Origin of the sequence: Pseudomonas sp. PDM18, from assembly GCF_014852585.1 — a bacterium.
Lineage (GTDB): Bacteria > Pseudomonadota > Gammaproteobacteria > Pseudomonadales > Pseudomonadaceae > Pseudomonas.
This window is the reverse complement of sequence record NZ_JACVBX010000008.1, coordinates 53,878-77,143: the sequence shown is the minus strand read 5'-3', so window position 1 is coordinate 77,143 and position 23,266 is coordinate 53,878. Positions and strand designations below refer to the sequence as shown.

19 protein-coding genes and 1 tRNA gene are annotated in these 23,266 nt (G+C 57.8%); all 20 read right to left on the bottom strand.

The features are described 5' to 3' along the window. The 20 genes from IB274_RS17230 to IB274_RS17135 all read right to left on the bottom strand — a co-directional run bounded on the left by IB274_RS17230 (nucleotide 1) and on the right by IB274_RS17135 (nucleotide 22,986). Complete coding sequence (locus IB274_RS17230) at nucleotides 1–972, bottom strand: glycosyltransferase family 2 protein (RefSeq protein ID WP_225614908.1); 972 nt, start codon at nucleotides 970–972, stop codon at nucleotides 1–3. Between the two features lie 163 nt (nucleotides 973–1,135). After that, nucleotides 1,136–2,389, bottom strand: coding sequence for a glycosyltransferase (locus IB274_RS17225; RefSeq protein ID WP_192433118.1), 1,254 nt, complete (start codon nucleotides 2,387–2,389; stop codon nucleotides 1,136–1,138). Beyond that, nucleotides 2,338–3,894, bottom strand: a complete 1,557-nt coding sequence (locus IB274_RS17220) for a hypothetical protein (RefSeq protein ID WP_192433116.1) — start codon at nucleotides 3,892–3,894, stop codon at nucleotides 2,338–2,340. The genes IB274_RS17225 and IB274_RS17220 overlap by 52 nt, the downstream gene beginning before the upstream one ends. After that, on the bottom strand, nucleotides 3,887–5,005 hold the full coding sequence (locus tag IB274_RS17215; protein WP_192433114.1) for a glycosyltransferase family 4 protein: 1,119 nt from the start codon (nucleotides 5,003–5,005) through the stop codon (nucleotides 3,887–3,889). The genes IB274_RS17220 and IB274_RS17215 overlap by 8 nt, the downstream gene beginning before the upstream one ends. Then, entirely contained in the window at nucleotides 5,002–5,763 is a 762-nt protein-coding gene (locus IB274_RS17210) for a glycosyltransferase (RefSeq protein ID WP_192433112.1), read from the bottom strand. The genes IB274_RS17215 and IB274_RS17210 overlap by 4 nt, the downstream gene beginning before the upstream one ends. Before the next feature lies 1 nt (nucleotide 5,764). Beyond that, nucleotides 5,765–6,730 carry a GDP-L-fucose synthase gene (fcl, locus tag IB274_RS17205; protein WP_318652890.1) on the bottom strand — a complete coding sequence of 322 codons (966 nt, stop codon included), beginning with the start codon at nucleotides 6,728–6,730 and terminating at the stop codon, nucleotides 5,765–5,767. 2 nt (nucleotides 6,731–6,732) lie between these two features. After that, nucleotides 6,733–7,818, bottom strand: a complete 1,086-nt coding sequence (gene gmd, locus IB274_RS17200) for a GDP-mannose 4,6-dehydratase (RefSeq protein ID WP_318652893.1) — start codon at nucleotides 7,816–7,818, stop codon at nucleotides 6,733–6,735. 9 nt (nucleotides 7,819–7,827) lie between these two features. Beyond that, nucleotides 7,828–8,748, bottom strand: coding sequence for a glycosyltransferase family 2 protein (locus IB274_RS17195; protein WP_192433108.1), 921 nt, complete (start codon nucleotides 8,746–8,748; stop codon nucleotides 7,828–7,830). A 6-nt stretch (nucleotides 8,749–8,754) separates the two neighbouring features. Further along, nucleotides 8,755–10,134, bottom strand: a complete 1,380-nt coding sequence (locus tag IB274_RS17190) for an ABC transporter ATP-binding protein (protein ID WP_192433106.1) — start codon at nucleotides 10,132–10,134, stop codon at nucleotides 8,755–8,757. Further along, nucleotides 10,124–10,876 (bottom strand): ABC transporter permease, encoded by a 753-nt coding sequence (locus tag IB274_RS17185; protein WP_225614907.1) that lies wholly within the window; start codon nucleotides 10,874–10,876, stop codon nucleotides 10,124–10,126. Before IB274_RS17185 ends, IB274_RS17190 begins: the two co-directional genes overlap by 11 nt. A gap of 73 nt (nucleotides 10,877–10,949) precedes the next feature. Beyond that, nucleotides 10,950–12,095, bottom strand: coding sequence for a glycosyltransferase family 4 protein (locus tag IB274_RS17180; protein ID WP_192433103.1), 1,146 nt, complete (start codon nucleotides 12,093–12,095; stop codon nucleotides 10,950–10,952). 25 nt (nucleotides 12,096–12,120) lie between these two features. Next, the gene (locus IB274_RS17175; protein ID WP_192433102.1) at nucleotides 12,121–13,014 is read right to left on the bottom strand and encodes an NAD-dependent epimerase/dehydratase family protein; all 894 of its coding nucleotides are present in this window, start codon (nucleotides 13,012–13,014) and stop codon (nucleotides 12,121–12,123) included. Next, on the bottom strand, nucleotides 13,011–15,449 hold the full coding sequence (locus tag IB274_RS29980; protein ID WP_192433101.1) for a glycosyltransferase: 2,439 nt from the start codon (nucleotides 15,447–15,449) through the stop codon (nucleotides 13,011–13,013). The genes IB274_RS17175 and IB274_RS29980 overlap by 4 nt, the downstream gene beginning before the upstream one ends. A gap of 2 nt (nucleotides 15,450–15,451) precedes the next feature. Next, entirely contained in the window at nucleotides 15,452–16,390 is a 939-nt protein-coding gene (locus IB274_RS17165; RefSeq protein WP_192433100.1) for a glycosyltransferase family 2 protein, read from the bottom strand. Then, a complete protein-coding gene (locus IB274_RS17160; RefSeq protein WP_192433099.1) occupies nucleotides 16,383–17,819 on the bottom strand; it encodes a mannose-1-phosphate guanylyltransferase/mannose-6-phosphate isomerase in 1,437 nt (478 codons plus the stop codon). Before IB274_RS17160 ends, IB274_RS17165 begins: the two co-directional genes overlap by 8 nt. A 308-nt stretch (nucleotides 17,820–18,127) precedes the next feature. Next, a tRNA-Thr gene (locus tag IB274_RS17155) sits at nucleotides 18,128–18,203 on the bottom strand. 74 nt (nucleotides 18,204–18,277) lie between these two features. Then, on the bottom strand, nucleotides 18,278–19,816 hold the full coding sequence (locus IB274_RS17150; RefSeq protein ID WP_192433098.1) for a DHA2 family efflux MFS transporter permease subunit: 1,539 nt from the start codon (nucleotides 19,814–19,816) through the stop codon (nucleotides 18,278–18,280). Nucleotides 19,817–19,829: 13 nt separating this feature from the next. Next, entirely contained in the window at nucleotides 19,830–21,014 is a 1,185-nt protein-coding gene (locus IB274_RS17145) for an efflux RND transporter periplasmic adaptor subunit (RefSeq protein ID WP_192433097.1), read from the bottom strand. Nucleotides 21,015–21,028: 14 nt separating this feature from the next. Then, nucleotides 21,029–22,516, bottom strand: a complete 1,488-nt coding sequence (locus IB274_RS17140; protein ID WP_192433096.1) for an efflux transporter outer membrane subunit — start codon at nucleotides 22,514–22,516, stop codon at nucleotides 21,029–21,031. Beyond that, nucleotides 22,513–22,986, bottom strand: a complete 474-nt coding sequence (locus tag IB274_RS17135; RefSeq protein ID WP_192433095.1) for a MarR family winged helix-turn-helix transcriptional regulator — start codon at nucleotides 22,984–22,986, stop codon at nucleotides 22,513–22,515. The genes IB274_RS17140 and IB274_RS17135 overlap by 4 nt, the downstream gene beginning before the upstream one ends. Nucleotides 22,987–23,266 lie beyond the last annotated feature (280 nt).

The window sequence follows — 23,266 nt, the reverse complement described above, 5'->3', positions numbered from 1 at the left end:
TCACAGCCTCTGAATAAGCGATGCGGCAACCAATCCAAGGTTGCCGGGAAGCGTTTGCCGATAAACGCCTGACTGACTGATCAGCGACAGTTTGCGATACAGCGGTGCGCGGCGCGCACTGCCGAACAACTCGAGAATCTGCTGGTTCTCGTGGGTCAGGTCTTCCCTGAAGTGGGAAACAGCCTCCAGATTTACATCGTTCCAGTGTCGGAACGTCCCTTTGAGCATGCGTTGCAGACGAACGAATCGGTCCCTGATGCTCGAGTTCGAGCCTATCAGGTTGTTGCCATGCTGGCGGTAGTTGATCGTGGGATATTCATCGTAGTTCACGCGCCCGCCGCATCCGGTCACGAGAATGTAGGCCCACCAGTCATGGGAAATGATCGGCACATGCGCGGGCGTAAGGCTTAGCAACTGCGCGGTAGCGGCGTTGAACAGCATCGTATTGCCACCGGCGATGCTCTGCACCAGCGCATTGGCGAAGCTGGGGGCGCGGCGAAACAGTGGCGAAAAGCCGATGGCTTGACCAGTGGCGTCGATCAGCCGGGTGCGTGAACAATAGAGTAACGGCAGGCTGGACGGGTGTGACTGCGCCCAGGCCAGACCGCGGTCGAGCTTGTCGGGTTGCCAGAGATCATCCTGGTCGCAGAACGCGAAGTAGTCGGCCTGCTCGCTGGCGCGACCGATCAGGGATAGGAAGTTGGCGGCGAAACCCTGGCGCGGGCCCGCGTGGATCTGCAGCCGATCATTGCCCAGGTGGCGTTGGTAGTCATGCAGAATGTCCAGCGTGGCATCGCTGGAACCGTCGTCCGAGGCATGGATAACCCAGTCTTGGCAGGTCTGGGCAATCAGGGATTCCAACTGCTCGCGGAGGTAAGCGGCGCCATTGTAGGTCGACAGCAGAATGGCGACTTTGGCTGAACGGTTGGGGCTTGTACAAGACACGGCAAGAGCTGAATGCTGTCTTTCCAAAGCGGCATCCCCTGCTTTTTATTAATTATTTAGCGCTTATATGGCGCAGGATAAGTGTCTAGGATGCGCCTGGGCAACCCTGCCGGGGAATGACCGGTCAGTCAGTTTCCCCATGGCCGATTCGCTGGACCTCAGCCATCCTCCGACGATCCCGGCGCCCGCATCAGAGCTGGCTTATGAGCTCGATGAAGCGTGCTCGCACCTTGTCCTCGGAGAAGATCGATCTGCAGCGCTGCAGCCCGCCATTTCCTAGTGCTGCGAGCTGCTCTGGGTCGTTCTGCAGGGTGATGATCGCCCCTGCCAGCTTGTCGGGATTACCTGCTTCTATTGTGACTGCTGCCTCGCCATCGGGAGCGACCCAGTTCACACCGGTCTGCAGCCAGCAGTTGATGATTGGCCTGGCGCAAGCCATCGCATCCAGCTGGGCAATGCCGAAGGCTTCGGAGTAGTACACCGAGGGGAACAGGAATATCCGGGCGTTGCGTATCAGGTGGTATTTGTCGACATCGCTTACAAATGCATTGATGAAGTGCACCCGCTCCGGAAATTCCTCGGCGAGCTTCCGGAATCGCTGTTCCTCCGGGCCTCTGCCAAATACCACCAGGTTCACTGTTGCACCGCGAGCCATGAGTAGTCTGAATGCTGCGTCAAGCGACGCCGTACCCTTGTAGCTGACCAATCGGCCAAAGAAAACGCAGTATCCATCGCGGATAAAGTTTTCGGGCAACAGCGTGTTTGGAGGTTGGTTCAAGCAACGATCTACATGCGAGAGGTTCGCAGTATATGGTAGTACTTCCACTTTACGGCCAATGTTACCAATAACTTCGGATCTTTCTTTGAGTGCTGGGCTTCCACATAGCAAAAAATCGGCTTGGCGTGCGGTATAGCGATCAAATAGATAAGTGAGCTTCTTAAGATATCGCTGCCGATAGACGTCACAGTGATAACTGACGACAATTTTCCCCTTGATCAGCTTTCTGCTTATCCACAAGGCCATGCTGGCCAAGGGGAACTGGAGATTGAGATGGATAATCCTCGATTTTGCAGCGAGAATAGTGAAATGCCAGAAGAAAGCGGGGCTTAGTGGGACCGACAGCAGATTTCCAAAAGATGCGGCGCGTAACACCTTGATTCCATCTATCTGCTCCATGCTTGAATGAGTCGTCCTTTCAGCGGCACAACACAATACTAAGACGCGATAGCCAAGCTCGGTATACCAGTGTGCATACTGCTTTACCGCCGTTTCTATACCCCCTGTGGAAGGGGAGTAGTATTTGTTTACGAGAAGAATATCTGTTTTACGCACTATTTTTGATCGAATTCGGTTGGGAGTATCTAAGCCCGGATTGATCTTCGGGCCGTAAATTATATCTTTTTTAGCAGAGTTGAGCCGTTCCTGAGGGGCATGGATATCCATCCGCCTTGGGTTGCCGTGTCCAGGAAATTCTGCAGGCTTCTATCGCTGATGCTTTGAGCGTATTCCTTCATCCTAGGAGATACCATGACTGCATCAATCCCGTTTTGCTCGATATATTGAGTGGCATTTACGCCTGCCGGAATTTCAGTGGCGAATATGAATTGGCAGGAAAGATATATACACCAGCCGCCGTCTACTTCCAGCATTTTGTGTATGGTTGTGCTGCTGCGAATTTCCATGATCGAAGAAAAATTTACGCGATCATGGGCGATGGGGGGAGGAATCAGGAGACCAAGCGCGATTAAAAGTGCGCCAGTGGCGACTGGAGTGTGGGATATGCGTCGGTTGGCCAGTAGTGCTGCTAGCAGCAGCGTTCCGCAGCAGAATATGATAAGGGTGTAGTGAGTCCTTGGGTATATTGAAAATGTTGAGATTAGCGGCGGTGCGCTGGCTAGTATAAGAAATATTATGGCTCCCCTTCTGCTCCTCGCTTCTCTGCGAGGCTTCTCCGGATTGCGGGGGATTAGAATGCTTTTTACTAGCAGGAGTAGGGCGAGCGCTACCATCAAAGCTATGGTCAAGCCTTGGGTGAATGGCGAGGAAAAAACCTTTGATATGCTGGTAAGGAAGTCATTTATATTAGCCAGAATATGATTTGTCAGGACTTTTGGATAGTGCCTGAGTATATCGGATATACTGTTTGTATCTGGTGCATCTTTGTGAAGGATGCTGAGCCAGTTTAGCCAGGGGTCAACGCTGGTCTGGCCCGTTTCGAACTTTCGCAAAGCATAATGCTGGCCGAATGCGAGAAATGAGCGGCCGCCCGAGCTCAGTACCGGGAAGCTCCATGTCACCGAAAGAATGATCAGTGCCGCCAGGGAAAATGCGCTTGTTCGTAGGAGAGAAAGTTGGCTGAGGAAGTCGCCTCGGAGTGCGATCCTGAGCTGATTTGCAGTCAGGAGTATGGCTAGGGCTAGGGATGTATAAAAACTTATTACAAATTCCGGCCTGATAAAGCAAAGAAGAAAGAAAATTACGGCGGAAATACTGCAAGAGTCAAGGGTCGATGCTCTGGTATAGGTGAGCATCGCTCCCAGGGATATTAGAGATATAGCTAGAAAGCTGATGTAGGGCCATACTTCGATCAGATTGCTGCTGGCTAGAAGTATGAAGGCTAGAGTGCAGTACGCCAGTGAATGTGTCAGTTTGTATGCAGCAAGAAGCAGTAGGCTGATACATAAAGTGATGTTTAGCGTAGAGCCAATTATGTAGAGGCTCAATGGGTCTGATACTTTCAGATTTACCAGATAATAATAGAGGGAGTAGAGTGGGGATCTTTCATATTGGCTAAAATCCGGGAATTGTCCGAGACCTTGTGAAAGGTATATGCTCTCGTCAAATAAAGATATATCAATTCTGCTGCATAGTGATAATGCGAGAAATGTTATAAAAAGAGCAAGAGTTACTTTTCCGCCTAGCTCGAGTTTTCGATGATAGTCAAGCATTTCTTTTTGCCATAATATTGTTGTAGAGCAGGCGGTATTTTTCTGACATATCGGCTGCACGGAAAAGTTTTTGATAGCGCTCTCGGGCATTCCTGCCCATTTCGATGGCCGCTTCCGGGTTTTCCATGAGCCACCTCATGGCGTGGTTCAAGTCGGTTGGTGAGTCCGGCGGGATCACCAATCCAGTTTCTCCGTGTACATTGATATAGGTCGTGCCAGTTCCTATTTCGCACGAAATAAGCGGTTTCCCATACATGGCAGCTTCCAGCAGAGATATACCGAACGCCTCTGAACGCAGATTTGAGGGGAATACAGCTGCATGGCACAAATGAAGGAGTGCAACCTTGTCTTCGTCTGGCAATGCCCCGAGAAAATGAATGTTGCTGATGCCGAAACTTAGTGCAGTCTGTCGAAGCCTCGCTTCCTCCGGGCCCGAGCCTACTATAACCACGGGGTAAGGGAGCTTTTCACACGCTTTCAGCAGAGAGTCGAGACCTTTGTAGTAGCGGAGAACACCAACAAATAAGAAGAAGGGCTCAGGAAGCTTGGATTTCCATGCTTGAAGTATTGATTGTTCCGGCCTTGGATACGTGTTCTCGTCCAGGCCAATAGGGATTACTTCGGTCTTTTCTGCGTATTGACGAAGTATGGGGCTGCTCTGAATGTAATTTGGCGAAGTCGCAACTATTTTGTTGACTGAGCTAAGAAAGCGATGCATCAGAGGAGCATAGATCTTCATTGCCGTTTTCTGTCTGACAACATCAGAGTGATAGGTTACAACGCTGGGTTTGTCTATTCTAGCAATGACGTGTGCCATGTCCATGAATGGCCATGGGTAGTGATAGTGAATAATGTCAACTTTCTTCGAAAGGCTCTTCAGCATGGAAATAGCAGATGTGGAGAATGGTGTTGAAAGCAACTCGAAGTTCTTTTTCACGGCAATTGCGTTGTGCTGGCCAACCTTTTGAGAGCTTCCTTCCCCATTCGTCGTGGACAGCACTGTACTTTCAATACCCTGTGCGTACACGCCCTCACAGATCTGAAAGATTACTTGCTCCACTCCCCCAAAGGTTTCGGGGTAATAAGTCTTGTAAAAGTGCAGTACCTTCATTGTCTTTTCTCAAGACGATTCCTGAGTGTCTTGAACCAAACAGCATACGGCTGATAAACCCACCACTTGAGGGGCACTTTTCCGTGGTATTTGGCGACGACGGCCATGGCCTCCCTGTAGTGAGCACTTCGTTGAGTGCTCGTCTTGGTCTCGGGGTGCTCTCGGTTGGTGGCCGCGAAATCTTCCAGGAAAACCGGCTGGCCGCCATGTTTGTAAAGACGCCACCAGAGATCGTAGTCCATCGCCATGTGCAGGGACGCATCAAGGCCCCCTATGGCTTCCCATGCGCTGCGGCGAATCAGTGTCGCAGGTTGTGAAATGATGCAGCGAAGCGCCAGGCGGCGCTCGGTGAACGGCTGGGTCCATACGGGGGATCTGCTGCCTTCCGACTCTTTTAGATTCCATGCCTTGGCATAGGCGAAAGGTGCAGTCGGAGACGCTTCAAGGGCATGCACAAGCTTGTCCAGCCCGCGAGGCTCGAACAGGTCATCGCTGTTCAACCAGCAAACATAGGGAGCGCTCCCTTTGGCGATGGACTCATTGATCGCCGCCGCCTGTCCCGCGTCGGGATGGCTGCGCCAGCCCGCGAGCTTATGCTCCCAGGCTTTGATGATCTCCACCGAATTGTCGGTAGATGCAGCGTCCGCTACAAATACCTCCATCTTGGTCATGTTTCCAAAGATCGAGGAAAATGCTGCTTCGAGGTATTTCCCTTGATTGAATGAGGGAACCGCGACAGTGACCAGAGGGGCGCTCAAACTAGACTCTCGTGCTTTGCTGGAAGTCGATGTAGGCCTGCTGAAGACCATCTGCCAGAGTCGTTTCAGGAGCCCAGCCCATGGCTTTCAGGCGCTCGATATTCATTAGCTTTTGCGGAGTTCCATCAGGCTTGCTCGGATCGACCTGAATCGAGCCGGTATAACCGACGGTTCGAGCCACCAATTGGGCCAGTTCCAGGATGCTGAGGTCCGAGCCATAGCCAACATTGATGTGAGAAAGGGTCGGCTGCGTGACCTGCTGATAGGCTTCCAGCCCCAGTTCCATGACATGTACGGATGCCTTGGCCATGTCGTCCACGTAGAGAAACTCCCGGCGCGGAGTACCGCTTCCCCAGATGCTGACAGTGGGAGAGTTGGCCAACCTGGCTTCGTGGAAGCGCCGGATCAGGGCGGGAATAACGTGGCTGTTCTCGCCGTGGTAGTTGTCACCCGGACCATAGAGGTTGGTCGGCATGACGCTGCGGAAGTCGCAGCCATACTGGCGATTGTACGATTCGCACAACTTGATTCCCGCTATCTTGGCAATCGCATAGGGCTCATTGGTGGACTCAAGAGTGCCGGTGAGCAGCGCGTCTTCACCCATGGGCTGAGGTGCCAGCCGCGGATAGATGCAGCTGGAGCCAAGGAACAGCAGGCGTTGGACGCCGTGCTTCCAGGCCGAGTGAATGATATTGGCTTCAATCATGAGATTTTCATAAATGAAGCTTGCTGGATAGGTGTTGTTGGCATGAATGCCACCCACCTTCGCTGCGGCGAGATAGACCTGCTGGGGCTTCTTGTCGGCAAAGAATTGCTCGACCTGGTGCTGATCGCAAAGGTCGAGTTCCTGCCGGTTTCGGGTCACGATGTTCTCGTAACCGCGACTCCGGAGCTCGCGCAGGATGGCGGATCCCACCATCCCGCGATGCCCCGCCACATAGACTTTTGCAGTGTGTGGCATGCTCATCGTTACTCGTGGTAGTTGAACGCGCTGTAGCCGTGACGCTTGACCAATTCATCGCGCTCGGCCGATTTGAGGTCTTCGCGGACCATTTCGGTGACCAGTTCCTGGAAGGTGGTCTTCGGAGTCCAGCCGAGCTTGTTCTTGGCGTTGGATGCATCGCCCAGAAGCGTTTCTACCTCGGCGGGGCGGAAATAGCGCGGGTCTACGGCAACGATGCAGTTGCCTTTCTCGTCGTAGCCTTTCTCGTCGACGCCTTCACCTTTCCAGGTGATATTGAGCTCAAGCTCCTTGGCCGCTGCATTGACGAAGTCGCGAACGCTGTACTGGATTCCGGTTGCGATCACGAAATCTTCAGGCTTCTCCTGCTGCAGCATCAGCCATTGCATTTCGACGTAGTCGCGGGCATGGCCCCAGTCGCGCTTGGCGTCCATGTTGCCCAGGTACAGGCAATCCTGCAGGCCGAGCTTGATGCGGGCGAGGGCGCGGGTGATCTTGCGAGTCACGAATGTCTCGCCGCGAATCGGCGACTCGTGGTTGAACAGGATGCCGTTGCAGGCGTACATGCCGTAGGACTCGCGATAGTTCACGGTGATCCAGTAAGCGTAGAGCTTGGCCACCGCGTAGGGGCTGCGCGGGTAGAACGGAGTGGTTTCGCGCTGCGGAATCTCCTGGACCAGGCCGTAGAGCTCCGAGGTGGAGGCTTGATAGAAGCGGGTCTTCTTCTCCAGGCCGAGGATACGGATGGCTTCCAGAATACGCAGAGCACCGAGGGCGTCGGAGTTCGCGGTGTATTCCGGCTCTTCGAAGCTTACGGCTACGTGAGACTGGGCGGCGAGGTTGTATATTTCGTCCGGCTTCACCTGCTGGATGATGCGGATCAGACTGGTCGAGTCGGTCAGATCACCGTGATGGAGAATGAAGTTCCGATTCTTGACGTGCGGGTCCTGATAAAGGTGGTCAATACGGTCGGTATTGAACAGCGACGTACGACGCTTGATGCCGTGGACCTCATATCCCTTGCTAAGCAGCAATTCAGCGAGATAGGCGCCGTCTTGGCCGGTGACTCCCGTGATCAGGGCTACTTTCATGATGTTCTCCATTTACTTGCCTGCGGCCTTCAGAAAGGATGAAAGCCTTTTGTCTTCTCGAATGTGCTTGAGCAGGAAGGTGAAATGCCTGAATGGCATCTGAGCTTTCGAAAGAAGCTTCGGGGCGTGTAGGCTCCGAATCCGCTTCATTTCGCGAACACCATTGCTTCCGTACTCGCTGCTGGTTTTCTGATCCTGGTGGATACGGAATCCACCCAGGAAATGGGGGATATGGGAAAAACGTGCGCCGCAGTCGAGGAATCTCAGCAGGAGATCCCAGTCGAGGGCAAACGCCAGTTTATCATCCAGCCGGGCGCCGGAGCGCTCCCACAGGTCTCTTCGCCAGAACAAGGTTTCCTGCGGGATATAGTCGATGTGGCGCATCAATTCGCCATCATGCCCAGGCAATACCCATCGACCGACAATGTTATCCTCGGTGTCTATCAGAACGCGGTTTCCGTAGATGACATCGATTTCCGGGTTCTGCTGGAACAGGCTGGCCACATACGCCAGCGTTCCCGGTAGCAGGATGTCGTCGGAGTTCAAGAAGGCCATTATCTCGCCGTTGCATCGGGCGAAGCCTCGGTTTATGGCATCGGCCTGCCCGAGATCCTTTTCGACAACATATTGGAAGTCGGAGGATTTCTCGGTCCTGAGTACCTCAAGTGTGCCGTCGGTCGACTGATTGTCCTGAACTATGTATTCAAGATTGGAATAACCTTGAGATAGAACACTTCTGATAGTGCTTCCGATGAAGCGCCCCTGATTGAACGACGGGGTCACTATCGAAATTCGAGGCAGAGCCTGTCCGGCACCGGGTGGGAGTTCCAGTGTTTCGGTCAGCTGGAATCGCTGCCTGCCCTGCTCGAGCACGCCGAGTTTGATGCCGAGCAGGATGCGCAGGCGCGTGCCGAGAGATAGGGACTGGGGCATCGGCTCTCAGCTTTCCGTGCAGATTCTGGCACTGGAATCTACCCCGGCCACGCCGTAGAAGGGCTGCGCCTGGAAGCCCATATGGCCTTGTGGAACGATTGAGAAGCTGGATGCGTTTGTGATGACGCAATGGCGCGACGAGGTGGACTCGATCTCTGCCATCGAGGAGTTCTCGAGGTTGCGATGTAGCGCCCTGGGCCAGGTCGCGAATCCGACATCCAGTACGTATTCGCCAGTTGCGAACGCCAAGGGAATATCGAAGGACGCCCTTACAGTGCTGCCTTTCTCCAGTCGGGACGGGACAGGCGTCCCACACTGCCCTGAGTTCTTGCCATGAATCACTACTCCACGATCGGTCCTGAGGACAAAGCCGATAACGGGAGTCTCGAGAGCTTCATGGACCATGAACTCGGCGTATATGCGCAGTTTCTCGAATTGCCTGAAGACCTGGCGGGTGTCGTCGAATTCGTCGGTGATCGCCATGCGAATGCATCGCACCAGGCCATCGCCCGTCTGTTCCCGGCTGCTCATGTCCATGCCGGCGTTTTCAGGCCAGCGGAACTGTGTATCGCCGAGTTCCTGCTGGGCGTCGTCCAGGTGTGCAGCGCTTTCGTTCAGGCGGCGCGCGTCGTCACTGAGCATCTTCTTGGCGTTGATGTGGCCCAGGGCGTAATAACGGTTGATTGCCTCAGTGGCATCGCCTTGATAGACCACGTTACCGTGATGCAGTAGAAGCACTTCATCGCAGTAGTGCATCACGTCATCCATGCTATGGGTCACCAGGATGACGGTACAGCCGCGTTGGCGAAGCCGCTCCAAGCGCTCGTAGCATTTGAGTCGGAAGAAGATATCGCCTACAGCCAGGGCTTCATCGACGATCAGAACGTCTGGGTCGATACAAGCTTGAACGGCGAATGCCAATCTCACGAACATGCCGCTGGAGTATGTTTTTACCGGTGAGTCGATGAACTCGCCAATGTCCGCGAAAGCTTCGATCTCCGGAAGGATGCGATCGAAGTCCTTGCCCGACACGCCCAGGATCTGGGCATTCAGTCGGGCGTTTTCGCGGCCGGTGAACTCGGGGTTGAATCCCGCTCCCAGCTCGAGCAGGGCGGCGATGCGGCCATAAACGGTGACATGTCCGCTGGACGGCTGGAGAATGCCGCTGATTATCTGCAAAAGGGTGGACTTGCCACTGCCATTCTGGCCGATGATGCCAAAGAAACTGCCTCTTCTGATCTTCAGCGATAGGGGTTTCAGGGCTGTAAAGGTTTCCTGTTGCTGTCGTCGACCGAGCAGAAGGCCTCGTACTCGCTGCAGCGGACTCTTGTACAGGTCGTACTGCTTCGAAACGTTATCGACGCTGATGGTGTAATCAGAGCACATCGGCGAATCCTGGGCGCATTCTGTGGAAGACAAAGTAGCCAAAGGCCGCGATGGCAGCCGCTACGAGCGCGTAGACGCCCAGCGCGGACCAGTCCGTTTCATTGTGGGAGAAGATCAGTGTGCGAACTGTCTCCACCGGGATCGTGAGCGGATTGATGTTGAGCAGCCAGCGGAATTGCTGGGGGACCATTTCAGCCGGATAGCAGATGGGGGCGGTGAACAGCATGATGGTCGCCAGGCTGGTTGTCAGTTGAGGCAAGTCCCGGAAAAAGACGCCTACGGCGGACAACAGCCAGCCCAGGCCTACAGTGAGTACAAAGAGCAGGACCAGCGGAACAGGCAGCCAGACCGCATGCAACGGCAAGGTCCCCGAGTAATACAGTGTTCCTGCCAGCAGGATGCCAATGCCGAAGGTCACACCTACTGCGGTCCCGGCAGCGCTCACGAGGGGCAGGATCTCCAGTGGGAAGATGACCCGCTTTACATAGGATGTGTTGCTGACGATCAGCGACGGTGCGCGGACCAGGGTGTCAGCGATCAGGCTATGCAGCAGAATCCCGCAGAACAGCAGCAGGCCGAAGGGCACGTCGCGCCCGTCGGGTGTCTGGATGCCCCATCGAGAGCGCAGCACGACCTGAAACACAAATCCGTAGAGCAGTAGCTGCAGCAGCGGTTGGCCGACCATCCACAGGCTGCCAAGAAGAGAGTTCTTGTAGCGCATGGATATATCGCGACGAGTCATCTGAACGATGAGTCCCCGGTTTACCACGATTGACCGAATGCCGCTGACGAGTCCTGTACCCACGATCTGGCCCTTAGGGTTTGGGAGTATTCATAACGGAGTGAACGACGCCCATGAACGAGTCGGCGAACTCCTGCTGGTATTTTCCATAGTCGAGCGCCTTGCGAGCAGGCGGCGTCTTGGCGTACTTCTCCAGCAACGCAGCAAGCGCGGTGGAGTCGGTGGCGTCGAAGAACTCGATGTTCTCGTCCGCCTGTTCCACATTCGCGGGCAGACTCGAGGCGATCACGTACTGTGACACCGACTTGGCGTCTTCGATCACAGTTGACCAGCCCTCGAACAGGGAGGGCTGCACGATGCAGGTCGCATGGCGGAAGATAACCATCTGATCTTCTCGCGGGATGAAACCAAGGAAGCGGACATTCTCTCCAAGACCCGCTTGCGCGACCTTGTTACGGAGCTTGTCGCAATGATCCGGTGCTCGGTGATCGTGCTCTTTGCCTGAAAATGCCACCACGACCTCGACACCGCGCGCCTTCAGGATCTTCACTGCGTCAATGACGGTGTCGTGGTTCTTGTGGATCCAGAACTGGTTCGGGCAGTAGTAGAAACGTTCCGGCAGTTGGTATCGGCTCAGCACGTCTGCCGGCGCAAGCTCTGGCTGCATGGGCTCGAACGTGGCGAAGTGAACGACGTACTTCTGGACATCCGCCTCAGGATAGAACTCTTCGAAGTCCATGCGAGCGGCATTGCTGCTGAATACGACGTGCCGAAAGTCATTGAAATAGGATCTGTGCTGCGCTTCGCGCGCCTGCAATTCGTCCGCGCTGAAAAATTCCGGGAGACGTTTGTCCTGGAAGTCAGGGATCCAGCATGCGGTCTGTTGCAGTCGGGTATCTATCGGGTAGGGGAAGATCAGGTCGAAGTTGAGCTGGCGCTTCCAGAAACGCGGTGTCAGCAGGGACAGCAATTTCGCCTTGCGGGAAATGCCGCCGTCTATGCCATCGATCTGCCCAGGCTTGATCCAGTTGAGGCGCGGATATCCCGTACCCTTCTGAATGAACTCGAATGAAGTTTCCGAATGACTGATGATCCAGACGTCCGGTTGCTTGGCCGGAGCAATCAGATTCAGGGAGCTGACCAGGTTCTTGATGTAATAGGTTCCACCAATCCAGCTTTCGTCATAGTTGAAAGGGATTCCAATGACGGGGCGTTTCAACAGGTAATCTCCAGCGGTTCTCGGATCAGAGGGTTTTCAGCCAGTCGGCCACATGGCCAAGACCGCTCTGCAGTTCGAACTGGGGGGTGAAACCAAGGCTACGAAGATATGAAACATCTGCCTGCCAGTAACTCGGATCGCCGGTCCGCTCGTTGCCAGTGAACACGACTTCCTTTTCTACCCCAAGTGCGTCGAGCAGCGTGGTGGCTGCTGTCCTGATCGTGGAGGCCGTACCGCTGGCCACGTTGACCGCGCGTCCGTCGAAGTCTCCCCTATGCAGAAGCACGTTCAGTGCATGGGCGATATCGGCGACATAGATGAAGTCGCGGGTCTCGCGGCCGGTGCCGAAGAGCTCAATGCAGGGTTGGTGCAATGATTTCTGGTAGATGTCCCAGAACAGTTGCTTCCTGAGGTGCGGTCCGTAAGCTGAAAAGACACGCAAGGAAATGGATTGCGTACCGAATAGCTGGGCGTATTCCTGGCACACTTCTTCTGCGCTGCGCTTGTGCCATCCGTAAGGTGACACGGGGCTGAGTCCATCGCTTTCCCGAATCGGCAGGGAAGTGGACGGATTTCCGTAAACGGCAGCACTTGAGAAGTGGATGAATCTGGTGTGGGCCGAGACCTTGCGAATCGCCTCAAGCGTCTGGGCAATCCGCACAGTATTCAGGGTGTAGTCGTTCAGCGGATTGGTGAACGAATCCGGGACGCTGGCTGCCCCTGTGCAGTTTATGCAGGCGTCGGGTTGCTCTTGCTGGAACAGCGCCTCGAAATCCGGTTTTTCCGGATGGATGCTCAAGCAGTCGGTGGTCCCGGCCAGGGGTATGTCGGCGCCGACAATCTCGTGGCCTTGTTGCCCCAGCAACGTGGCGATGTGGCGTCCAATGAAGCCGTGAACGCCAAGAACTAGAACTTTCATGCCGCGACCTTCTTCTTCTGGGCTACATAGGTATACGGACGTCCGGCAATCTGCCGCTCGTTGACGCTGGCAATGGTCTGTTCGGAGTGGGGGAAGTAGTTAATCGGGCTCTCCGCGAATTTGTACTCCCGGATCAGAGTCATGTCGGCTTCTTTGATGAAGTCACAGTACTCTTCGCTCCGATAGGCGTTCTCCCCGTGCGTATACCGGTGGAAGGGGTGGTTCTCTAGGAAGAACTCCATGTCTGCTTCATCGAAGATCACATGCTCGCGAACGAAGAAGGCAGAGCCGTCATCCTTCATGAGGCTGCGGATCTTTTTCAGTGCAATCACCGGATCTCGGAAGTGGTGTACGACCTGCCGGCAATAGACGATATCGAACTGATCGGTCATGGACAGCAACTCGACGGGCTCCTGCACTATCTTCAGTCGACTCTCGACAGAGGCATCCAGTTTCTCTGCGGCCAGTGCAAGTAGTTTTCTCGCAGCCTCAGTACCCACGATGTCATCCTGCGAGGGCTCTGCCAGCGTCACCTCATAGCCGGACAGCGCAAACGCCACAGCCATGACTCCGCCAGCGCCACCGATATCAAGGATCGAGCGGGCACGGGGATTCGCGCTTCTGAACTCTCCCAGAGTTTGCTGGAACTCTTCGGTCGCCATGAAACGATGCAGGGAACCCATCAGATCGCGGTGCAGATAAGAATCTCGGAGCACCGAATCAAGAGCGGGATTTCCCTGGGATGCATGAATGATTTCTTCCCAGGTCCAGCGCTCCCTGGGGACGAAGCTGACGAATCGCGCGGGGGTGCCGGCAAAGACGCAATAGGGGGCCACGTCACGGGTAACCATCGAGCGGGCGCCGATGACAGCCCCCTTGCCGATGCGTACACCCTTGAGAATGGCGCATTCGAATCCAATCCAGACGTTGTCTTCGATATGGATTGGTCCGGAGGCAACCTGTGACCAGTCCTTGTACGCACCCATGCGGCCTGCGTCGACACCTGCCTTCCAATCGTAGGCATCGTTGGCGCGAATGTCCGGGTCCAGGGAGTGCGCGTTGGAGTCCATGAGGGTGCAGTCCCAGGACAACATCACATTGTTGCCGATGTGGATCCCGTCTTCCTGCGCGCAGATGAACTTGCACCCGCTCCCGATCGAGCTCTTGTTGCCAATGGTGACGGAGCCGATTCCCCGCTCGAACACATAGGTGCCACCAACATGGCTGTATTCGCCCACGTGGACATACGGTCTGTTTTCGATCTTCACCCTTACATCGATGTAGATCGGTTCAATCCGAGTTCCCATGCCGGCCTGGAGGAATCGATGCCCGCTGGCATCGATCCCCACATGGCGCGTGGGGTTGAGCATGAACTGCTTCAGTCGTAGTAGGCGGGCCACGATCCGGCGCGTAATGGCGTTCTTGATTCTGCTGATGAAGCGTCTTGCACCGGCTCGACTGTACTTCGCACGAATGCGCTGGGCATTCAGCGTGCGGTTGATGATTGACGGGTCCTTGCTACGCACTGCCTTGGCAAATAGCTGGGCCGCCCAGTCACCATGCTGCTCGCCGAAGGCGAGATCCTCCGGCGTCGTGTCTGCCCCCAGACGCTCGATGAATTCTTGCTGGTAGGGCGCCGATACGTGCGCGGAGAAGAAGTTGGCGGGCAGGATGTAGCCGGCAACTATGGGAGCGAGGGCTTCGTACTTGTCGAAACTCTTGAAAAGCTCGAGGCACAGCTTGCGGACTGTCAGGAAGTCGAGAGCTTTCTGATCATTCGTCTTGGTCGTCGAGGTAGCACGCTGGTAGTAGCCGTAACTGATACTTCCATCGATATAGACGCGCTGGGCCGTCAGCATCAGGTGAATAGCGAACGGGTGATCCTCATAGAACACTCCTTTCGCAAAGGTGATGCCGTGCTCAACAAGGTGGCTGCGCCGGGAGATAAGCCGCCAGGGGGGCGTGTTCCAACAGGATATCGCGGCAAAGGTCCCGGCACTTTCCAGCGGGCAAAGCGTCTGCCCGGCCAGATGTGGAGGCACCAGGCTCGAAGGGGCTGCGGGCTGATCGTCGAACGTGAATTCGAAGTTCGCAACCAGAACATCCGGGTCTTCCTGCGACAGAATCCGGCTCAGCCGAGGCAGAACGGTTGGCAGCAGCCAGTCGTCGCTGTCGACGAACCAGATGTAGTCGCCAGTGGCCAGCTCCAGGCCGTTGGCTCGTGCTGCGCCTTGTCCGGAGTTCTTCTGGTGGAGCGCCTTGATACGGCTATCCAGGCGCTGATACTCCTCTATGATCTGCTGAGTGTCGTCGCTGGATCCGTCGTTGACGACAATGATCTCGTATTCGTCATACGGCTGGCGCAGGATCGAGTCCAGGCACTTTCTTAGGCTCGCCTGGGCGTTGTACGCAGGAATAATGAATGAAATCGACATGTTTAATCGTTGGCGAGTCGGGAGCGGAAAAGGCGTTGAATCTTGCGTAGCGCCCTTGCTGCGAATGAGTTGCTCAGGCGCTGTGCATTGACAGGCGGGGTGGCTGCAGCGCTCGAGGTTGGGTGAAGGCCAGCCGCAACGGCTTCGGCCAGCAAGGTGTCCGCAGGATACCGGCTAAGGACCTCAGATACCTGACTGTCGTCAGTCCACCGACGAACAGCCTTGAAGAGGATTTCGGCATCCTGAGTGCTGGTCCCGGGGAAGTTGCCCGCCACCACGGCATAGGTCTCGGCCATGATGAGTTCCTCGTTGGTCGATGAGGTGCCGCTCAGGCTGAAGTGGACCAGCGGTAGCTCGACTCGCGCGCAGGTGCAGCCGGCTCGAATGGAGCGGTGTACCCATTCGGCGTCCGCGCAGATCTTGTGGCCCAGATTGTACTGTCCAACTTTCCGGTAGGCTTCGGGCGTCACGTACATGCTGTTGTGGCAGAACGGAATACCGCTTACCAGGGCGCCCGGGCCATATGCTTCGTCGACGCGAAGGCTGGCGCTCCCGTCCGGCGCTTCCAGCAGTGCCTTGCCGGCGACGATGTCAGTACCCGCGTGGGCCCAGGCTTCATGGACGGCTTTCAGGGCGCCTTCGGCCAGTCGGTCATCTGAACCGATGACGCAGATCAGGTCACCGGTAGCCAGCGCGACCCCCTTGTTGATCGCGTCGTAAATACCCTTGTCGGGCTCGCTGACTAGCTTGAGTGCGAGACCCGAAAAGGATCGGGCCACCTCCAGGGTTTGATCCTTGGAGGCGCCGTCGATGATCAGCACCTCGACATCAGGCCAGCCTTGCTCGCGTACAGACTCCAGCGTTCGAGCCAGTGTCGGTGCCGAATTGTACGTGGGTATGACAATGCTGAATCGCGTCGAGTTGCTGGAAGCTTCAGACATCGATGCGCCCGTACTTGTCGCTGAGACGGACAATATCGTCCTCGCCCAGATAGTCGCCGCTTTGGACTTCGATGAGAACCAGATCGATGACTCCCGGGTTCTCCAGGCGATGCTGATGGCCTGCCGGGATGAACGTCGACTCGTTGCTATTCAAAAGCATGGTCCTTTCACCATTGACGACTTTTGCCATGCCGGTGACGACAATCCAGTGCTCGCTTCGATGGTGGTGCAGCTGCAGGGAAAGCGATGCCCCCGGCTTCACCACGATACGCTTGATCTTGAAGCGGTGGCCTTCCTCGAGAGTGGTGTAAGTACCCCAAGGGCGATGAACGGTGCGGTGCAGCAGGCGGGTGCTGTGCCCGTTCTTCTTTAGCTGGGCGACGATCTGCTTTACGTCCTGGGTGTGATCCTTGTGGGCGATGAGTAGGGCATCGGGCGTGTCGACCACGATCAGGTTCTGGACGCCAACTAGGGCAGCAAGGCGCTCGGGGCTGTGCACATAGTTGTCGTTCGCACAATGTACCAGTACCTCGCCCTCGAGACGGTTGCCATCTTCATTCTCGGGGGTCAGCTCGCTGAGCGCGTTCCACGAGCCAATGTCGCTCCAGCCAAGATCACAGGGTACCGTGGCGACCTTGAGCGAACGCTCCATCAATGCATAGTCGATCGATATATCTGGAACCTTCCCGAACGCCTGCGAATCCAGGGTCAGGCAGCGGTGGTCCTCGCCCGCCGAGAGGCGCGAATCTGCAATGGTCCGAGCGACGGAGTCGTGAATTTCGGGGGCATGCGCCTTCATTTCGGCAATTACGGTGCCGACCCGGAAGCAGAACATCCCAGAGTTCCAGAAGTAGTTTCCAGCCGCGAGATATTCTTCGGCCCTCTCCTGGGTAGGTTTCTCCACGAAGCGCTTGACTTGCAGGCCGCCGTCGAGTGCAGCGCTGTCGCATTCGATGTAGCCGAAGCCGGTCTCCGGATACTGCGGCTGGATTCCGAAAGTAACCAGCCAGCCTTGAGACGCAAGCTTTGAGGCTCGTACCACAGCGTCGGCGAAGGCATCCGTGCGTTGGATCAGGTGGTCGGCGGGAAGCACGAGCATCACGACATCAGGGCCGTGAGTCTGCTCCAGTTGCAGGGCCGCAGAAATGACCGCCGCCGCCGTGTTCCGGCCAAAAGGCTCCAGCACATAACTGAGGCAATTGGCCTTGGTGTCGAGTTTTCGATACTCGTCTTCGGTCTTGAAGAACAATTCGCGGTTGGTGACGGTCATGACCTCAGTCACGCCATCCAGGCCCGCCGCTCGAAGCAGGGTCTTCTGCAGCAGGTTTTGCCCATCGGGCAGTGCCATGAAAGGCTTTGGATGAGCCTCCCGGGAAACTGGCCAAAGCCGGCTGCCAGCGCCGCCGCATATGATCACAGGGATCAGCATCGATCGTGTCCTTTGAAAATTTCGTCCTAAGCAGCGTGCTTGCAAGATTCAGCTGCTCGACGGATCGCATTCCCCGAATCTCAGGCGCTGCGAAAGATACACAATGAGGCGTGAGACTCATAGTGTCGACTAGGAATCAATTGGGGTGCCGCGTGAGCTCGCTTCGACATTCGGCAAAGCCATGCGTTCCCTTGAAGCGTAGGGGAAATTCCCGCTCCATGTAAGGTATGGCGAATTAATATTGCTCAGGGTCTGAGGCGGAAACGAAAAAGGCCCGTTGTGAGGCGGGCCTAAGTGTTTGTATTTGATGGTGCCGGCACCAGGAGTCGAACCCGGGACCTACTGATTACAAGTCAGTTGCTCTACCAGCTGAGCTATACCGGCAAGGAGGGCGGCCATTATAGCTATGCCGCCCTTGGTGTAAACCACTGATTTGTCAGAATGATCCGCAGTTTTGGTCAGTGTCCTCCGGCGGCTGCAGCGCCGGGCTTGGCGCCGAAGGGCGGCTTGGCCAGGCAAATGACCACCAGCATGGCGAGGAACAGCCAGCCGAGTAGGGTGAAATAGTCGATGGTGCTGATCATGTAGGCCTGGCTCTCCACCATGCGTTCCAGCAGCGCCGCGCTGTGCTGGCCGGAGCCGCCGAGTTGTTCGACGGTAGCGCGGGTGGCCGGGTCGTACTGGCTGAGGTTCTCGGTCAGGTAGGCGTGGTGCATGGTCGCGCGGCGGTTCCAGATCCAGGTGGTCAGGGAGGCGGCGAAGCTGCCGGCCAGGGTCCGCAGGAAGGTCGCCAGGCCGGAGCCGTCGGCGATCTGGTCGGGCGGCAGATCGGAGAGCAGGATGCTCAGGATCGGCATGAAGAAGAACGCCACGCCGAGTCCCATGAACATCTGCACCAGGGCAATGTGCATATAGTCGACTTCGGTGGTGAATTCGGCGCGCATGAAGCAGGTCGCCGCCATTGCCAGGAACGCCAGCCCCGCCAGCAGACGCAGGTCGAAGTTGTTTGCGTAGCGGCCGACCAGCGGCGAGAGGAATACGGGCAGGATGCCAATCGGTGCGGCTGCCAGGCCCGCCCAGGTCGCGGTGTAGCCCATCTGGGTCTGCAGCCACTGCGGCAGCAGCAGGTTCATGCCGAAGAAGCCGGCGTAGCCGCCGACCAATGCCAGGGTTCCCACCGTGAAGTTGCGATGCACGAACAGTCGCAGGTTGACGATCGGGTGCTTGTCGGTCAGTTCCCAGATGATGAAGACCGCCAGGGCGATCACCGCGATGACCGTGCCGCCGATGATGAAGCCGGACTCGAACCAGTCCAGGTCGTTGCCCTTGTCGAGCACGATCTGCAGGGCGCCGACGCCGATCACCAGCATCGCCAGGCCCATGTAGTCCATGGGCGCATGCTTGATCACAACTGGGCGGGCGCGCAGTTGCTGGTAGACGACCATGGCGGCGAACAGGCCGATGGGTACGTTGATGAAGAAGATCCACGGCCAGCTGTAGCTGTCGGTGATCCAGCCGCCGAGGATGGGCCCGGCGATGGGCGCGACCACCGTCACCATCGCTAGCAGTGCCAGTGCCATCCCCCTTTTCGCCGGGGGATAGATGGAGATCAGCAGGGTCTGGGTGATCGGGTAGAGCGGCCCGGCGACGAAGCCCTGGATGGCGCGGAAGCCCACCAGCATGCCCATCTGCTGGGCGACGCCGCAGAGGAACGAGGCGACCACGAAGAGCAGGGTGGCAGCAATGAACAGCCGCACCTCACCGACCTTACGGCCCAGCCAGCCGGTGAGCGGCAGGGCAATGGCGTTGCTCACCGCGAAGGACGTGATGACCCAGGTGCCCTGCTCGGAGCTCACCCCGAGGTTGCCGGAGATGGTCGGCAGAGCGACGTTGGCGATGGTGGTGTCGAGCACCTGCATGAAGGTCGCCAGCGACAGGCCGATGGTGGCCATGACCAGGCTGGGGGGGCTGAAACTGCTGCTGTTGGGCTGGCTCATGACGGTAGTCGGATCAGCGCTGCGCGGTGCTGTGGTTGGCGTCGGCCAGGTTGGCCTGGATCAGCTTCTCGATCAGCTGGTCGGCTGAGGCCAGTTGCTCCTGGTACACGTCGGTGGAGAACACCGCCTCGTGCGGCGATTGCTGGGCGAGGGCGGGGCCGCTCTGGTCGTGCAGGCTGACGTTGACGTCCATGGACAGGCCGATGCGCAGCGGATTCTTCGCCAGTTCCTCGGGGTTGATGCGGATGCGCACCGGCACGCGCTGGACGATCTTGATCCAGTTGCCGGTCGCGTTCTGTGCCGGCAGCAGGGAGAAGGCGCTGCCGGTGCCGACGCCGAGGCTGTCGACGGTGCCGGAGTACTTCACTTCGCTGCCATAGAGATCGGAGCGGATCTCCACCGGCTGGCCGATGCGCATGTGCTTGAGCTGGGTTTCCTTGAAGTTGGCGTCGATCCACACCTGGTCCAGGGGGATCACTGCCATCAGCGCAGCGCCCGGCTGCACGCGCTGGCCGACTTGCACGGTGCGCTTGGCGACGTAGCCGGTGACCGGCGCGATGATCACCGCGCGGGCGTCGTCCAGGTAGGCCTGGCGCAGCTTGGCGGCAGCGGCTTTGACGTCCGGGTGCGAGGCGATCACGGTGTCGTCCACCAGCGCGCGGTTGGTGTCCAGTTGCTGCTCGGAGCTGGTCAGCGAGCTGCGCGCGGTGTCCAGTGCGTCGCGGGCGTGGGCCAGCTCTTCCTGGGAGATGGCGCCGTCGTTGGCGAGGTTCTGCCGGCGCTTGAAGTCGGCCTCGGCCTTGGCCAGGGCGACTTTCTTCGCGGCCACGTCGGCCCTGTAGCCGTCGACATTGCTGAACAGCCCGCGCACCTGGCGCACGGTGCGCGCGAGGTTGGCTTCGGCCTGCTGCAGGGCGATGTCGGCATCACTGGGGTCGAACTTCACCAGCACCTGGCCCTTGCGCACCAGATCGCCGTCATCGGCGCCGATGCTGACCACGGTGCCGGTGATCTGCGGGGTTATCTGCACGACGTTGCCGTTCACGTAGGCGTCGTCGGTGTCCTCGTGCCAGCGGCCGTAGAGGAGTTCCCAGACGACGCTGGCGAGGCCGGCGAGGATGACGACGGCGAGCAGGATCAGCAGCCAGCGCTTGCGCTTGGGGTTGCCGTTCGGGGTTTCTTGAGTGGCGGTGCTCATGTCGGGTGCCTCGTTCAGTGCGCGGCGGCCGCGTTCGCCTGGGCGAACGGGGCGGGAGCGGAAGTGGTATCGGGCTGGTAGCCACCGCCCAGGGCCTGGACCAGTTGCACCGAGAGATCGATGCGCTGGGCGTCCAGACTGGCCAGTTGGCGCTCGGAGAGGAGCAACTGTTGCTGCACGCTGAGGGCGTCGAGGTAGTTGCCGACGCCTTCGCCGTAGCGGCGCATGGCCAGGTTGAAGTTGGATTTGGCGATGTCGCGGGCTTCGCGCTGGTCGTCGATCTGCTGCTCCAGCGAGCGCAGCTTGCCGAGGTCGTCGGTGACTTCGCCGAGGGCGTTGACCAGGGTCTTGTTGTACTGGGCGACGGCCAGGTCGTAGTCGGCGTCCTTCCCGGCCAGGTTGGCGCGCAGGCGGCCACCGTCGAAGATCGGCAGGGAGATCGCCGGGGCGATCTGGAAGAACCGGCTGGGCGCTTTAAGCACGTCGCTGGTGTGCAGAGCGGCCAGGCCGGCCATCGCACCCAGGTTCACGTTGGGATAGAACTCGGTCTTCGCCGAGTCGATGCTTTTCGAGGCGGCTTCGACCCGCCAGCGTGCGGCGACGATGTCCGGGCGACGACCCAGCAGCTCGGCCGGCAGGTTCGATGGCAGGCTAAGCGCACCGGGCTTGAGCACCTGCGGGCGCTGCAGGTCCTGGCCACGGTCAGGGCCCTGGCCGAGCAGGACGGCGAGGGCGATGCGGTCGCTGGCAATCTCCTGTTCTGCGGCGGCCAGCTGCTGCTTGGCACTGGCGACCTGGGACTGCGTCTGCTGCAGCTGGACCTTGCTGTCCAGGCCTGCGTCCATGCGCTTCTGGCTGAGTTGGAAGAGGTGCTGCGAGCGGTCCAGTTCGTCTTTGGCCAGGTCGCGGGCGACGAAGGCGTGGGCCAGGTCGCTGTAGGCGCGGGCGACATTGGCGGAGAGCGTGATCGAGGCGGCCTGGCGGTCGACTTCGGCGGCGTTGGCCTGGCCGAGGGCGGCCTCCCAGGCGTCGCGCTGGCCGCCCCAGAGATCGAGGTCGTAGCTGAAGCTGAGCGACAGGTATTTCACCGCCGAGTAGCGACCGCCCATGGGCGCAGGAATCACGCTTTCCGGTGCGCGGATGCCGGCGTAGCTGGCGGTGCCTTTCACGCTGGGCATGCGCGCGGCGTCCTGCGCTTGCGCGGCGGCAATGGCCTGGCGGGCACGGGCACTGGCGATATCCAGGTCGGGCGTACCGCGCAGAGCCTCGCCGATCAGGCTGTCCAGCTGCGGGTCGCCCAGGCTGGTCCACCAGTGTTCGCTGGGCCAGGCCGCGGGGGACAGCGGAGTGCCATCGAGGCTGACGCCAGTCTTCAGGCTGGTGGGGGCGACGGCCTTGCCGCTGGTGTCCAGGCCCTTGTAGCTGACGCAGCCGGACAAGCCCAGCACGGCGGCGAGTACGGCGGCCGGCAGCAGGGCGATGCGGAGGTGGTTCATGTTCATTTCTCCTGCGCCGCGCAATGGGCCGCGGCGCCGTGGGCGCGCAGGATCTTGTCGAGCAGGCCGGTGAGGGTCTGCAGTTCATCGCGAGAGAGGCCGCCGACCAGCTCGTTCATGGCGGCGGCGGCGATGCTCGGGGCTTCGTCATTCACGGCCTGTCCGGCGGGGCTCAGGCTCAGGCGCACACTGCGGCGGTCGTTCTGGCAGGGCTCGCGGAGCAGCAGGTCCTTGCGCGCGAGGCGGTCGAGCATGCGGGTCATGGATCCGCTGTCGATGGAAAGTTCGCGGCACAGCTCGGCCGGAGTGTTGGCTCGGTCATGGCCGATGAAGAACAACACCTTGAATTGCGCGGCGGTGATGTCCAGGTGTCCCAGATGCTTGTCCAGCAGGCGATCCTTGAGGATGGCGGTGGCACCCAGCAACTGGCCAATGGAGCCTTTGAATGGAAAATCCGCGACGTCGTAGTGATTCATGTCAAAACAGAAAGCTGCTTAGGCAGTGAAATGTTTCAAAATGATACTGCCTAGGCAGCAATTGACAAGATTCGATTGTCGCGATTGCGCAACAATCAGTTCGACGAAGCGTCATTGGGACGGGATTGGCAACAGAAATAGCTGATTTCCTACACCGCAGGCGGCCTTTATGCACAAGGAGGAGGGCTTTAGGGCACAAATTGCATATGAGATGTGAAAGCAATCACGAAGTCTCGTAACCGACTGTTTTTAATAGATTTAATTTGTTTGTACAGAAAAT

What these genes read in the sequence shown, in the direction of transcription:
- IB274_RS17225 (WP_192433118.1), bottom strand. Translation starts at nt 2,389, where the DNA reads ATGGATATCCATGCCCCTCAGGAACGGCTCAACTCTGCTAAAAAAGAT.
- IB274_RS17220 (WP_192433116.1), bottom strand. Translation starts at nt 3,894, where the DNA reads ATGCTTGACTATCATCGAAAACTCGAGCTAGGCGGAAAAGTAACTCTT.
- IB274_RS17215 (WP_192433114.1), bottom strand. Translation starts at nt 5,005, where the DNA reads ATGAAGGTACTGCACTTTTACAAGACTTATTACCCCGAAACCTTTGGG.
- fcl (WP_318652890.1), bottom strand. Translation starts at nt 6,730, where the DNA reads ATGAGCATGCCACACACTGCAAAAGTCTATGTGGCGGGGCATCGCGGG.
- IB274_RS17195 (WP_192433108.1), bottom strand. Translation starts at nt 8,748, where the DNA reads ATGCCCCAGTCCCTATCTCTCGGCACGCGCCTGCGCATCCTGCTCGGC.
- IB274_RS17190 (WP_192433106.1), bottom strand. Translation starts at nt 10,134, where the DNA reads ATGTGCTCTGATTACACCATCAGCGTCGATAACGTTTCGAAGCAGTAC.
- IB274_RS17185 (WP_225614907.1), bottom strand. Translation starts at nt 10,876, where the DNA reads ATGACTCGTCGCGATATATCCATGCGCTACAAGAACTCTCTTCTTGGC.
- IB274_RS17175 (WP_192433102.1), bottom strand. Translation starts at nt 13,014, where the DNA reads ATGAAAGTTCTAGTTCTTGGCGTTCACGGCTTCATTGGACGCCACATC.
- IB274_RS29980 (WP_192433101.1), bottom strand. Translation starts at nt 15,449, where the DNA reads ATGTCGATTTCATTCATTATTCCTGCGTACAACGCCCAGGCGAGCCTA.
- IB274_RS17165 (WP_192433100.1), bottom strand. Translation starts at nt 16,390, where the DNA reads ATGTCTGAAGCTTCCAGCAACTCGACGCGATTCAGCATTGTCATACCC.
- IB274_RS17160 (WP_192433099.1), bottom strand. Translation starts at nt 17,819, where the DNA reads ATGCTGATCCCTGTGATCATATGCGGCGGCGCTGGCAGCCGGCTTTGG.
- IB274_RS17150 (WP_192433098.1), bottom strand. Translation starts at nt 19,816, where the DNA reads ATGAGCCAGCCCAACAGCAGCAGTTTCAGCCCCCCCAGCCTGGTCATG.
- IB274_RS17145 (WP_192433097.1), bottom strand. Translation starts at nt 21,014, where the DNA reads ATGAGCACCGCCACTCAAGAAACCCCGAACGGCAACCCCAAGCGCAAG.
- IB274_RS17140 (WP_192433096.1), bottom strand. Translation starts at nt 22,516, where the DNA reads ATGAACATGAACCACCTCCGCATCGCCCTGCTGCCGGCCGCCGTACTC.
- IB274_RS17135 (WP_192433095.1), bottom strand. Translation starts at nt 22,986, where the DNA reads ATGAATCACTACGACGTCGCGGATTTTCCATTCAAAGGCTCCATTGGC.